The sequence below is a fragment of the Streptomyces sp. NPDC093260 genome (assembly GCF_040683715.1).
Classification (GTDB): Bacteria; Actinomycetota; Actinomycetes; order Streptomycetales; family Streptomycetaceae; genus Streptomyces; species Streptomyces sennicomposti.
On record NZ_JBFBEK010000004.1, the window covers coordinates 123,657 to 135,553 of the forward strand.

The window sequence follows — 11,897 nt, forward strand, 5'->3', positions numbered from 1 at the left end:
TTCAGACTTGATCGTCCAGGAAGCTTCGAATCTACCGGCAGGTAGCCTCGCCGCAAGGCGGTGGAACGGGTGATTCACGCCACGGCCGACGCCCTGGCATGCTGTCTGGTCGCACGCCCTCACCGACTGTCACGAAGCGGGAGCCATGCCTGCGCAGACCCGTCCCACGCCCCCTCCCCCGCCGCCCCTGACCGAGCGGCAGGAGGCCCGCCGGCGCCGCATCCTGCACGCGAGCGCGCAGTTGGCCTGCCGGGGCGGCTTCGACGCGGTGCAGATGCGCGAGGTGGCCGAGTCCTCGCAGGTCGCCCTCGGCACGCTCTACCGGTACTTCCCGTCCAAGGTGCACCTGCTGGTCGCCACCATGCACGACCAGTTGGTGCGGATGCGGGGCACGCTGCGCGCCAAGCCGCCGGCCGGCGCGAGCGCCGCCGAGCGGGTGACGGAGACCCTGATCCGCGCCTTCCGCGCCCTCCAGCGCGAGCCCCGGCTCGCGGACGCGATGGTGCGCGCCCTGACCTTCGCGGACAGCGGCGTCTCGGCGGAGGTGGAGCGGGTCCTGCACCAGACGACGGCGATCATCCTGGAGGCGATGGGCCAGGACGACCCCACCGCCGAGCAGCTCTCCGCGATCCGCGTCATCGAGCACACCTGGCACTCGGCCCTGATCACCTGGCTCGCGGGCCGCGCCTCCACGGAACAGGTGGAGACGGACGTGGCGACGGCGTGCCGCCTGATCGACCTGACGACCCCGGACCGGCGACCGCACACGGGGTAGCGGAGGGCCGGGGCACGACTTGGGCGCGCGGCCCGGCGGTTCCCGCGCCCGCAGCGCGAAGGCCGGGGGCCGGGGCCCCGGGCGGCCGGTCCCGAGCGCGGACGCGCGGCCCAGGGGCCGGGTGCGGAGCGGGAGCCGCACGCGGAGCAACGCGGGCCCGCGAGGGCGGGCGCCCGGCCCGAGCGCGCGGCGCGAGGCCCAGGGGCCGGGCGCAAAGGCCCAATCGCCGGGCGACGCGAGGCCCAGGGGCCGGGTGCGGAGCGGGAGCCGCACGCGGAGCAACGCGGGCCCGCGAGGGCGGGCGGCCGGCCCGAGCGCGCGGCGCGAGGCCCAGGGGCCGGGCGCAAAGGCCCAATCGCCGGGCGACGCGAGGCCCGGGGCCGGGCGCGGAGCAACGCGGGAGCGCGACGCGCGGCCCAGGGGCCGGGTGCGGAGCGGGGGCCGCACGCGGAGCAACGCGGGCGGGCGAGGGCGGGCGGCGGCCCGAGCGCGCGGCGGCGGCCCAGGGGCCGCACCCGGAGCAGCGGGCGCGGACAGCGCAAGGCCCGGGCCCCGCGGCCCGGGCACACGGAAGACCTACGAGACGGGTTCCCTTCGCCGGCATTGCCCGGATCAGGTTCTGGGGGTCGCCGATCAGCCCAGTCCTTGCGGCTTTCCGGCCTCTCAGCCCGACCGTCGACGTCGGCCTCGGCGGATGCGTAGGCGTCACGCCCAAGTCGGCTACTCCGGTCGAACTCCCTCACTCGTCCCGTAGGCACTTCCAGCATGAACCCCCACGAACCAGGACGCAACCCCCTGTCCGGGAGGAATGGACAGCAGATCCGGGCCACGGACGGGCACCCCAACCCCGTCCCCGGACCCGGAGGTTGGCCCGAATCCGCCACTCGTCCCCCGCCGTCCCCGCGTACCCGGCCCCCACCGGCCCCGGAGGGCCGTTCACGGGCCGGTAAAGTAGCGCCGTCGTCATCACGGCCGTACGAGGGGAAGCCGGTGCGAATCCGGCGCTGACCCGCAACCGTGAGCCGCCCTGGAGGCGGCGAGCCGGACCGCCCCGTACGGCGTGACCGGCTCACGTGCGCCGGCGCCCGCCGCCGCACAGCGCCGTCGAGGTATACGGAGCCGAGCCGCGGGGATGCCCCGTGCTGTCCGGCTCCCCACAGGGAGAGGCATCCGCCGATCATGAACATCCGCCGCTGCGCCGCGGCCCTGGCCGCCGTCGCCGTGATCGGCATACCGGGGTCCCCCGCCTTCGCCGCGTCGCCCTCCCCCAGCGGGAAGCCCGCCCTGCCGGACGGGCTCTACGGCAGCACCGACCCCAAGTACGACGGCGTGTGGCGCCAGTCCCTCGCCCTGCTCGCGCAGCACACCGCCGGGGTGCGGCCCGCGGCGCGGGCCGTGGACTGGCTGACCGGGCAGCAGTGCGCCGACGGCTCGTACGCGGCCTTCCGCGCCGACCCGGCCCGCGCCTGTGACGCCAAGGTCATGGTGGACACCAACAGCACGGCCGCCGCCGTCCAGGCCCTCGCCGCGCTCGGCGGCCACGACGCCGCCACCGGCAAGGCCGTCGCCTGGCTGAAGTCCGTGCAGAACAAGGACGGCGGCTGGGGTTACACGGCCGGCGGTCCCAGCGACACCAACTCCACCGCGGTCGTCGTGGGCGCGCTCGCCGCCGTAGGCGAGAAGCCCGCCGCCGTCGTGAAGGACGGCAAGTCCCCCTACGACGCGCTGCTCGGCCTCGCCCTGCCGTGCTCGGGCGACGGCGCGGGCGCCTTCGCCTACCAGCCGGACAAGAAGGGCGAGCTGGTCGCCAACGCGGACGCGACCGCCGCGGGCGTCGTCGCCGCCCTCGGCCAGGGTCTGGCGGCCACGGGCGCGGGCGAGGACGGCACTGCGGCGAAGTGCGCCGGTTCCGGGAAGCCGACCGCCCGGCAGGCCGCCGCGAACGGCGCCGCCTACCTCGCGCACCAGGTCGCCGAGGACGGGTACCTGACCTCCGTACTGCCCGGCGCCACCGCCCAGCCCGACTACGGCAACACCGCCGACACGGTCGTCGCGCTCGCCGCGCAGGGCGGGGCCGCGCAGGCGAAGAAGCCGCTGGAGTGGCTGGAGAGGCACGCCGAGGCGTGGGCCGAGCAGAGCGGCCCGGCCGCCTACGCCCAGCTGGTCTTCGCCGCCCACGCCACCGGCACCGACCCGCGCGACTTCGGCGGCCTCGACCTCGTGAAGGCGCTCGACGCCACCGGACCCGCGCCCGAGGCCACCGACGCGCCCACGGCGGGCGACGGCGCCGCGAAGCCGGCGAAGAGCGACGGCGCCGACCACACGGCGGTGTGGTGGGCCGGGGGCGTCTTCCTCGTCGTCGTGGTCGCTGTCGGCTTCATGCTGAGCAGGCGCGGCGGCAAGCGGGGACAGCAGCCGTGACCGGCCGCCCGCGCACGCCGTCCGCCCGGCCCGCTCCGCCCGCCCTGTCCGCCCTGCCCGTCCTGCTGGTGGCCGCCGCGCTGCTGCTGGTGACGGCGGGCGCGGGCACGGCGCAGGCGGTGGGCTACCGCTACTGGTCCTTCTGGGACCGTGACGGCGGCCGGTGGACGTACGCCACCGAGGGCCCCTCGACGGCGCGTCCGGCCGACGGCGACGTGCAGGGGATGCGGTTCGCGGTGAGCGAGGACTCCCGGAACGCGGCGCGGCCGCGCGGTACGGCGGACTTCGCCGCGATCTGCGGGAGTACGCCGGCCCGGGGCGGCCAGAAGCGGGTGGCGCTCGTCCTGGACTTCGGTACGGAGGCCGACGCCCCGGCCGGGGAGACCCCGCCCGCCGCGCGTACCGCCTGCGCGCGGGTGCCGTCCGGCGCGACGACGGCGGAGGCGCTGGCGGCGGTCGCGAAGCCCCTGCGCTACGACACCAACGCCCTGCTGTGCGCCATCGCCGGCTACCCGGCGAAGGGCTGCGGCGAGCAGGTCTCGGGCACGGTGCCGGGCAAGGGGCCGGACGCGGGCGCGGAATCCCCGGGCGCCGGGACCGGTTCGTCGCGGAAGAAGGACGGCGGTCCGTCGGTCGGGCTCTTCGCGGGCGGCGCGGTCGTGGTCGTCCTCGCCGGTGCGGCCGTGTGGCAGGCCCGGCGGCGCCGGAATGCGTAGGACGCCGGACGGCGGGGGCGGGGGCACGCTCGTCGCCGCGCGGGTGCGCACCACTTCCCCCGCCTCCGGCGTGCGCCGCGCGCCCCGCGTGCACGCCGGGGCCTGGTGGGTGTGGGCGCTGGCGCTCGGGGTGGGGGCCACCCGGACCAGCAACCCGCTGCTGCTGGGGCTGCTGCTCGCGGTGTCCGCGTACGTCGTGGTGACGTGCGGGGCGAACACCCCCTCGGCCCGCTCCTACGCCGCCTTCGTCCGGCTCGGGGTGGCCGTGCTCGTCATCCGCCTGTTCTTCGCGGTCGTCCTCGGCTCCCCCGTCCCCGGCGCGCACGTCCTTCTCACCCTGCCCGAAGTGCCGCTGCCGCACTGGGCGCAGGGCATCCGGCTGGGCGGCCGGGTCACGGCGGAGGCACTGCTGTTCGCCCTGTACGACGGGCTGAAACTGGCCACACTGCTGGTCTGCGTCGGCGCCGCCAACGCGCTCGCCGCGCCCGCCCGGCTGCTGAAGTCGCTGCCCGGCGCGCTGTACGAGATGGGCGTCGCCGTGGTCGTCGCCCTCACCTTCGCCCCGCACCTGGTCGCCGACGGCCGCCGGCTGCGGGCCGCGCGCAGGCTGCGCGGCCGTCCCGACCGCGGTCTGCGCGGTCTGCTGCACGTCGGGCTGCCCGTGCTGGAGGGCGCGCTGGAGCGCTCGGTCGCGCTCGCCGCCGCGATGGACGCCCGCGGCTACGGCCGTACCGCCGAGGTCGCCCCCGCCGTACGCCGTACCACCGCCGCCCTCACCCTCGGCGGGCTGCTCGGGGTGTGCGCCGGGACGTACGGGCTGCTCACCGCGGAGGGCGGGAGCTACGGGCTGCCCGTCCTCCTCGCCGGTCTCGCCGCCGCGCTCGCCGGACTCCGGCTCGGCGGCCGCCGCTCACTGCGCACCCGTTACCGCCCCGACGCCTGGAACCCGCGTTCCTGTCTGGTCGCCGCCTCCGGTGTGGCGGTCGCCGCGCTGCTCACCCTGGCCGCGACCCGCGATCCGGACGCCCTGCACCCCGGGGTCGTGCCGCTGGTCGCGCCCGCGCTGCCGCTGTGGCCCGCCGCGGCCGTGCTCCTCGGTCTGGTCCCCGCCTTCGCCGCCCCCGGACCCACGTCGCCCGGACGCACGTCGTCCGGGAACACGTCACCCAAGGAGCCGTCGTGATCCGCTTCGAGGACGTCTCCGTGACCTACGACGGCGCGGCCGAACCCACCGTCGCCGGAGTGGACTTCGAGGTACCTGAGGGTGAACTCGTGCTGCTGGTGGGTCCGTCGGGCGTCGGCAAGTCCACGATCCTCGGCGCGGTCAGCGGACTCGTGCCGCACTTCACCGGCGGCACCCTGCGCGGCCGGGTCACCGTGGCCGGGCGGGACACCCGCACGCACAAGCCGCGCGAGCTGGCGGACGTGGTCGGCACGGTCGGTCAGGACCCGTTGTCGCACTTCGTCACCGACACCGTCGAGGACGAACTCGCCTACGGCATGGAGTCGTTGGGCCTGGCCCCCGAGGTGATGCGGCGGCGCGTCGAGGAGACGCTGGACCTGCTGGGCCTGGCCGCGCTGCGGGACCGGCCCATCGCCACGCTCTCGGGCGGCCAGCAGCAGCGGGTCGCGATCGGCTCGGTCCTCACCCCGCACCCGAAGGTGCTGGTCCTGGACGAGCCGACCTCGGCGCTGGACCCGGCCGCCGCCGAGGAGGTCCTCGCCGTCCTCCAGCGGCTGGTGCACGACCTCGGGACGACCGTCCTGATGGCCGAGCACCGCCTCGAACGCGTCGTCCAGTACGCCGATCAGGTCGTCCTGCTCCCCGTCCCGGGCGCGGCCCCGGTGCTGGGCACTCCGGCGGACATCATGGCCGAGTCGCCGGTGTACCCCCCGGTGGTGGCCCTGGGCCGCCTGGCCGACTGGACCCCGCTCCCCCTGACGGTCCGCGACGCCCGCCGCCGCGCGGCACCCCTGCGCGCCCGCCTGGCCGCCCACGAGCCGGGCACGGCGAACGGCGCGGGTACGGCGCGCCCGGCAGATACGGCGCGCATGGCGGGCTCGGCGAGCGACGGGAGCGCGGCGACCGGCACGGACGCGGCGAGCGACGCGGCCACCCCCGCGTCCGCGCACTCGGCGGGCACCCCCGCCACAGCCGCCCCCGCTTCCCCGCCGGTACCGCCACGAGCCGTGCCCGCGCCCCGCGCCGCCTCCCGCCCGTGGCTGCGCCTCCGGCGGCGTCAGGGCGCCGTGCCCGCCGAGGACACCTCCCTCGTCGCCGAGGTGCGCGGCCTCGGTGTGTGGCGGGACGGGGTGCGGGCGCTGCGACGCGTGGACCTGACCGTCGCCCCGGGCGAGACCGTCGCGCTGATGGGGCGCAACGGCGCCGGCAAGTCCACGTTGCTCGGCTCGCTGGTCGGGCTGGTGCAGCCCTCGGCGGGGCAGGTGCGCGTCAGCGGCGCGGTCCCGCACCGGACCTCGCCCCGCGAGCTGGTGCGCCGCGTCGGCCTGGTCCCGCAGGAGCCGCGCGACCTCCTCTACGCCGACACCGTCGCCGCCGAGTGCGCGGCGGCCGACCAGGACGCGCAGGCCGCGCCCGGCGCCTGCCGCGCCCTGGTCTCCGCACTGCTGCCGGGCGTCTGCGACGCCACCCACCCGCGCGACCTGTCCGAGGGCCAGCGGCTGGCGCTCGCGCTGGCCGTCGTCCTCACCGCCCGTCCGCCGCTGCTCCTGCTGGACGAGCCGACCCGTGGCCTCGACTACGGCGCGAAGGCCCGGCTGGTCGCCGAGCTGCGCGCCCTCGCCGCCGCCGGGCACGCGATCGTGCTCGCCACGCACGACGTGGAGCTGGCCGCGGAGCTCGCCCACCGGGTGGTGCTGCTCGCCGAGGGCGAGGTCATCGCCGACGGCCCCACCGCCGAGGTGGTGGTGTCCTCCCCCTCCTACGCCCCCCAGGTCACCAAGATCCTCGCCCCGCAGCGCTGGCTCACCGTCGCCCAGGTCCGCGAGGCCCTGGCATGACCGCCCGGACCGACGCCCAGGCCCGCGCGGTACATCTGGGCCCCCGCTCCCTCGCCGCGCTGCTGCTGGTCAGCGCGGTGGGGGCGGCCGGTTTCCTGTGGCCGTTCCTCGCCCCGCCCACCTCGGCGCTCAGCGCGCACGCGCAGGACGCGCCGTGGCTCTTCGCGGGCCTGCTGGTGCTGCTCGTGGCGGTGGTCGCGGCGACGATCGCCGAGTCCGGGCTCGGTCCGAAGGCCGTGGCGATGCTCGGCGTGCTGGCCGCGACGGGCGCCGCGCTGCGTCCGATCGGTGCGGGGACGGCGGGCCTGGAGCCGATGTTCTTCCTGATGGTGCTGAGCGGCCGGGTCCTCGGCCCGGGCTTCGGCTATGTGCTCGGCTCGGTGACGATGTTCGCGTCCGCGCTGCTGACGGGCGGGGTCGGGCCGTGGCTGCCGTTCCAGATGCTGGCGATGGGCTGGTTCACGATGGGCGCGGGCCTGCTGCCCGGCCCGGACCGCCTGCGCGGCCGCGCCGAACTGCTCCTGCTCGCCCTCTACGGCTTCCTCGCCGCCTTCGCCTACGGCACGATCATGAACCTGGCGGGCTGGCCCTTCATGGGCGCCCTCGCCTCCTCCATCGCCTTCGACCCGCACGCGGCCGTCCCCGCGAACCTGGCCCGGTTCGTCGCGTACTGCCTGGCCACCTCCCTCGGCTGGGACCTCGGGCGGGCGGTCGTCACCGTGGTGCTGACCCTGGTCGTCGGTCCGGCGGTCCTCCGGGCGCTGCGGCGGGCCACCCGGCGGGCCGCCTTCGAGACGCCGGTCACCTTCGACACGCCCGAACGCTGATCCGACGGTCACCGTTCACCCGCCGAGCGTGACGGCCCCGGTGAAGCGCCCCACATGACCTGGGTCACCTACGATCCGCGGCCGTAGATCCATCCGGGTGACATGTACGCAGCTTTACCCGCGCCGACCTGCGCTTTGAGACGCCGCTCACACGATCGGCCCACGTCCGGGATGCGACGACAACTAGTAAAAGGGGTGTTTGCGTCCGGTTTTCCCGGCTGCTTCTCTGGAGCACGTCGCAAGGAGCCGACGGTCCTCAGGGGTCGCGGCGCCAGGCAGTCCCTCCCCCGCTGACGCGGGCTCCGGCTGTTCGCGATTCCCCGTCCCCGACGCAAGAGGTATTCCGTGTCCGTCTCCTTCATCCGCCGCATCGCCACCCCGAAGAAGGCCCTCTCCACCGCCGCCGTGGCCGCCGCCACCGTCGGCATGGCGCTCTCCTCGGCCCCCGCCCACGCGGCCACCTCCACGGGTTCGGCCGCCGACGCGAAGACGATCGCGCGCCAGATGATCCCGGACGCCGCGCAGTTCAACGCCTTCAGCCACATCGTCGAGCACGAGAGCGGCTGGAACATCCACGCCACCAACGCCTCCTCGGGCGCCTACGGCCTGGTCCAGGCGCTGCCGGCCTCGAAGATGTCCTCGGCCGGCGCCGACTGGAAGAGCAACCCCAAGACCCAGATCAAGTGGGGTCTGGACTACATGAACTCCCGCTACGGGAGCCCCGCCAAGGCCTGGAACTTCTGGCAGGCCAACGGCTGGTACTGAGCCCCCCTCAGTCACCGAGCCATCCGCTTCAGGAGCACGGCGCCGGCGACCCCGGTTCGAGCCACCTCACGGCACTCGTGGAGGCGGCGGCCCACGATCCCCGGGCCGCCGCCTTCGCCGCGTCCGCCCACGGAGCCCGGCCTCAGGCCCCTCCTCCGCGTCCGCCCGTCGCCCGGTCACCCGTCGTGTCCGGCCGCCGGCCGGGCGCGGTTCTGCTTCCCTGGTGCCCAGGACAGCGGAGGTGCCATGACAGCGGACGCGCAGCCGGACGACGCACGGCCCGACGACGGCCGGGCGGTCGACCCCGAGTCCCGCGGTCTGCGCCTGGTGGCGGTGCTCCTCGGGCTGACCGTGGTCAGCGGGATGATCGACGCGGTCAGCTATCTCGGCCTCGGCCATGTCTTCACCGCCAACATGACCGGCAACGTGGTCGTCCTCGGCTTCGCCGCCGTGGGCGCGCCCGGCTTCTCCATCCCGCACACCGCCACCTCGCTGGCCTGCTTCCTGGTCGGCGCGCTGGCCGGCGGCCGCGTCGCCGCCCGCTACGGCGGTGTGTCGCGGCGCGCCTGGGCGCGGGTGACGCTGGCCGCCGAGGCGGTCCTGGTCGGCGCGTCGGCGGTCGTCGCCTACGCCGCGCCGGGCGCCGCCGCGACGGCGTACGCGCTGATCGCCCTCACCGCCTTCGCGATGGGCCTGCGCAACGCCACGGTCCGCAAACTCGGCGTCGCCGGTCTGACCACCACCGTCCTGACGATGACCCTCACCGGCCTCGCCTCCGACTCCCGCGCGGCGGGCGGCCCCGGGCACCGCTCCCCGCGCCGTGTCGCGGCGGTCGTCGCGATGCTCGCCGGGGCGGCGCTCGGCGCGTGGCTGGTCCTCCACCGCGACCTCGGCACCCCACTGCTCATCTCGGCGGTGGCCGCCGGGGTCCTGGCGGCGGTGACGTCGGGCCGGGAGTGACCGGTCCGTGAGCGGCCTCGGGCCGGGAGCGGTCTCAGGCCCGAAGCGGCCCCACCGGCCCGTGCCTCACCGGTCCGCGCCGCCGCCGAAGTCCACATCCTTGGCCGCGACGGTCCCGGCCGTGCGGCCCGGGGCCCGCTGGTGACTCCAGTACAGGTTGGTGTGGGCCATGACCTGCTCCGGGGGCGGGGAGCCCCAGGCCGAGGTGTCCGTGGTGGTGTGCGCGTCGGAGACCAGCAGCGTGTCGTAGCCCCGCACGAGCGCGCCGTGCAGGGTGGAGCGGACGCACACGTCGGTGGACGCGCCGGTCACGACGAGCCGGCCGACCCCGAGCCCCGACAGCACGGTCTCCAGGGTGGTGTCCTCGAAGGAGTCGCCGTAGTTCTTGTGGACCAGCGGTTCGCCCTCGCGCGGCGACAGCTCGGAGACGATCCGCCAGCCGTCGCTGCCCTTCGGCATGTCCTCGTCGGCGTGCTGGACCCAGACGACGGGGGTCCCCTCCCGCCGGGCCCGCTCCACCAGCGCCGCGATGTTCGCGACGACCGTGTCCCGGTCGTACGCCTTCTCGACCACGTCCTGCTGGACGTCGATGACGAGGAGGGCCGTACGGGGCCGGTTTTGAAGTGTGGTCATGGTTCCCCCAAGCGCGTGCCGATACCGTCCGGCTGCACCCTAGACCGCACCACTGACAACGGCCTCAGCAGACGGAAGACGCCCAGCTCACGAAGGTGCTGAAGGCGCCGGGCCGGACGTTGAGGACCGGTCCGGAGGGCACCTTCGAGTCCCGCAGGGCGACGGTGGCGCAGGGCGCTGCGGCGACCTCCAGGCAGTCGCCGCCCTGGTCGCTGCTGTACGAGGACTTGCGCCATGCCAGCGACCCGAGCGGGGCGCACTCGACGCATTCGCCGCCCTGGTCACTGCTGTACGAGGACTTGCGCCATGCCAGCGACCCGAGCGGGGCGCACTCGACGCAGGAACCGCCCTGGTCGCCGCTGTAGCTGGACTTACGCCACTGGATCGCCGTCGGCTCCGCCTTGTTCTCCATAGCGTTCCTCCATTACGCGCCGGATCAAGTCCGCCGATTCCTTGAGGGGCAGGGCGGCGGCTTGGAGGTGATCGTAACGGAGCGAACAGTCCTTGACGGTGTCCGGGTTGGCGGTCGGATGCCCGCTGCCGTAGCCCTCGGTGTAGACAATGGTCGGGTCGCTGCGGAAGCGGTAGAGGTTGAATGAGCCCGTGAGTCCGGCATGCGCTCCGGACGAGAACGGCAACACCTGGACGTTGATCCGAGGGTTGTTCTCGAACGACAGCAGGTAGGCCAGTTGCTCCCTCATAACCTGTCGGCCGCCGATCTCCTGGTGCAGCGAAGCCTCGCTGATGATCATCCACAAGATCGGCGGCTCGTCTTTCTCGAAGATGCGCTGCCGGGCCAGCCGCACGGCGGTGCGGTCGTCCAGGTCGGTTTCGTCGAGCGCGCCCAGGACGGCGCGGACGTACTCGGGTGTCTGCGCCAGCCCATGGATCATGTGTGTCTGGAAGGTGCAGATCTCAACGGCCCGCACCTCCAGCTCCGCCACCTGCTGGAACCAGGCAGGCAACTGACTGCGCATCACGAGGATGACGAGCCGGGAGAGCACACCGCCCGTGTTCAGGGCGGCGTCCACCCGCTGGCTGAACTCCGGCGTCGGCAGCTTTCGCGCTGTCTCGATCTGTCCCACCAGCGAGGCGGTGTAGTTGACGATGTCACCCAGTTGCCGTTGGGTGAGACCGGCGGCTTCGCGCAGGCGGCGCAGTTCGAAGCCGTAGTAGTCGAGTGGTGAGGCCCCCGGGTCGAGGACGTTGATATTGGTCACGCACGGTCCCCTTTTCACGCGACGGCCCACCTGCGGACCGGTTGTGTTCAGGCAATAGCCCACCGTAGTGACAGCAGGTCAGGCTTGTCCTGTGAACGAATACTTTCCCTCCGTCCTCGCGGGACCCCGGCCCGCGCAGTACCGCATGAGCCTCACCGTGAGCGAGCACTCGGCGCGGCACATCCGTCGTATCGTGCGCTCGTACCTGGCCGAGTGGGACATGGCGGAGCTGACGGACACGGTGGAACTGGCCGTGACCGAGCTGGTGGCGAACGTCGTGCGGCACGTCCCGGACCGCCGGTGCACGGTGCTGCTGCTGAGCCGGGCGGCGGGGGTCCGGGTGGAGGTGACGGACTCGTCGCCGCGACTGCCCGCGACGCCGCGGGACCTGTCGCCGGACGCGGAGGGCGGCCGGGGCCTGCTGCTGCTCGACGCGGTGGTGGACAAGTGGGGCGTGCAGTCGCACGGCGGGGACGGCAAGACGGTGTGGTTCGAGTGTGTGGAGCACGGCAAGGCGTCATGAACCGGACTCCGGCGGTCTACGAGTTGGTGGCCGTCG

12 protein-coding genes and 2 riboswitches are annotated in these 11,897 nt (G+C 74.7%); of the genes, 9 read left to right on the top strand and 3 right to left on the bottom strand.

The genetic code is table 11. The annotated features are described in order from the left end of the window. Positions 1–145 precede the first annotated feature (145 nt). The 8 genes from AB0N63_RS06670 (at position 146) to AB0N63_RS06705 (ending at position 9,485) form a co-directional block, all read left to right on the top strand. Positions 146–775, top strand: a complete 630-nt coding sequence (locus AB0N63_RS06670) for a TetR family transcriptional regulator (RefSeq protein WP_365525056.1) — start codon at positions 146–148, stop codon at positions 773–775. Between the two features lie 572 nt (positions 776–1,347). After that, positions 1,348–1,526, bottom strand: a riboswitch (TPP riboswitch). A 230-nt stretch (positions 1,527–1,756) separates the two neighbouring features. Next, positions 1,757–1,823: riboswitch (cobalamin riboswitch) on the top strand. A 131-nt stretch (positions 1,824–1,954) separates the two neighbouring features. Then, complete coding sequence (locus AB0N63_RS06675; RefSeq protein ID WP_365525058.1) at positions 1,955–3,196, top strand: prenyltransferase/squalene oxidase repeat-containing protein; 1,242 nt, start codon at positions 1,955–1,957, stop codon at positions 3,194–3,196. A 44-nt stretch (positions 3,197–3,240) separates the two neighbouring features. Next, the gene (locus tag AB0N63_RS06680) at positions 3,241–3,912 is read left to right on the top strand and encodes an SCO2322 family protein (protein WP_365525650.1); all 672 of its coding nucleotides are present in this window, start codon (positions 3,241–3,243) and stop codon (positions 3,910–3,912) included. A gap of 43 nt (positions 3,913–3,955) precedes the next feature. Next, complete coding sequence (locus tag AB0N63_RS06685) at positions 3,956–5,095, top strand: CbiQ family ECF transporter T component (RefSeq protein WP_365525061.1); 1,140 nt, start codon at positions 3,956–3,958, stop codon at positions 5,093–5,095. Beyond that, positions 5,092–6,933, top strand: a complete 1,842-nt coding sequence (locus AB0N63_RS06690; RefSeq protein WP_365525064.1) for an ATP-binding cassette domain-containing protein — start codon at positions 5,092–5,094, stop codon at positions 6,931–6,933. The genes AB0N63_RS06685 and AB0N63_RS06690 overlap by 4 nt, the downstream gene beginning before the upstream one ends. Further along, on the top strand, positions 6,930–7,760 hold the full coding sequence (locus AB0N63_RS06695; protein WP_365525067.1) for an ECF transporter S component: 831 nt from the start codon (positions 6,930–6,932) through the stop codon (positions 7,758–7,760). Before AB0N63_RS06690 ends, AB0N63_RS06695 begins: the two co-directional genes overlap by 4 nt. Before the next feature lie 345 nt (positions 7,761–8,105). Beyond that, positions 8,106–8,525 (top strand): transglycosylase SLT domain-containing protein, encoded by a 420-nt coding sequence (locus AB0N63_RS06700; protein ID WP_365525070.1) that lies wholly within the window; start codon positions 8,106–8,108, stop codon positions 8,523–8,525. 246 nt (positions 8,526–8,771) lie between these two features. Then, entirely contained in the window at positions 8,772–9,485 is a 714-nt protein-coding gene (locus tag AB0N63_RS06705) for a YoaK family protein (protein WP_365525073.1), read from the top strand. Positions 9,486–9,551: 66 nt separating this feature from the next. Here the strand turns inward: AB0N63_RS06705 and AB0N63_RS06710 are convergent, their stop codons facing one another. The 3 genes from AB0N63_RS06710 to AB0N63_RS06720 form a co-directional block, all read right to left on the bottom strand. Then, on the bottom strand, positions 9,552–10,118 hold the full coding sequence (locus AB0N63_RS06710) for an isochorismatase family protein (protein ID WP_365525076.1): 567 nt from the start codon (positions 10,116–10,118) through the stop codon (positions 9,552–9,554). 64 nt (positions 10,119–10,182) lie between these two features. Beyond that, on the bottom strand, positions 10,183–10,530 hold the full coding sequence (locus tag AB0N63_RS06715; protein ID WP_365525079.1) for a DUF397 domain-containing protein: 348 nt from the start codon (positions 10,528–10,530) through the stop codon (positions 10,183–10,185). Then, positions 10,490–11,338 carry a helix-turn-helix transcriptional regulator gene (locus AB0N63_RS06720; protein WP_365525082.1) on the bottom strand — a complete coding sequence of 283 codons (849 nt, stop codon included), beginning with the start codon at positions 11,336–11,338 and terminating at the stop codon, positions 10,490–10,492. Before AB0N63_RS06720 ends, AB0N63_RS06715 begins: the two co-directional genes overlap by 41 nt. 91 nt (positions 11,339–11,429) lie before the next feature. Between AB0N63_RS06720 and AB0N63_RS06725 the strand changes: the two genes are divergently transcribed. Next, positions 11,430–11,861 (top strand): ATP-binding protein, encoded by a 432-nt coding sequence (locus tag AB0N63_RS06725; RefSeq protein ID WP_365525084.1) that lies wholly within the window; start codon positions 11,430–11,432, stop codon positions 11,859–11,861. Positions 11,862–11,897: the final 36 nt, after the last annotated feature.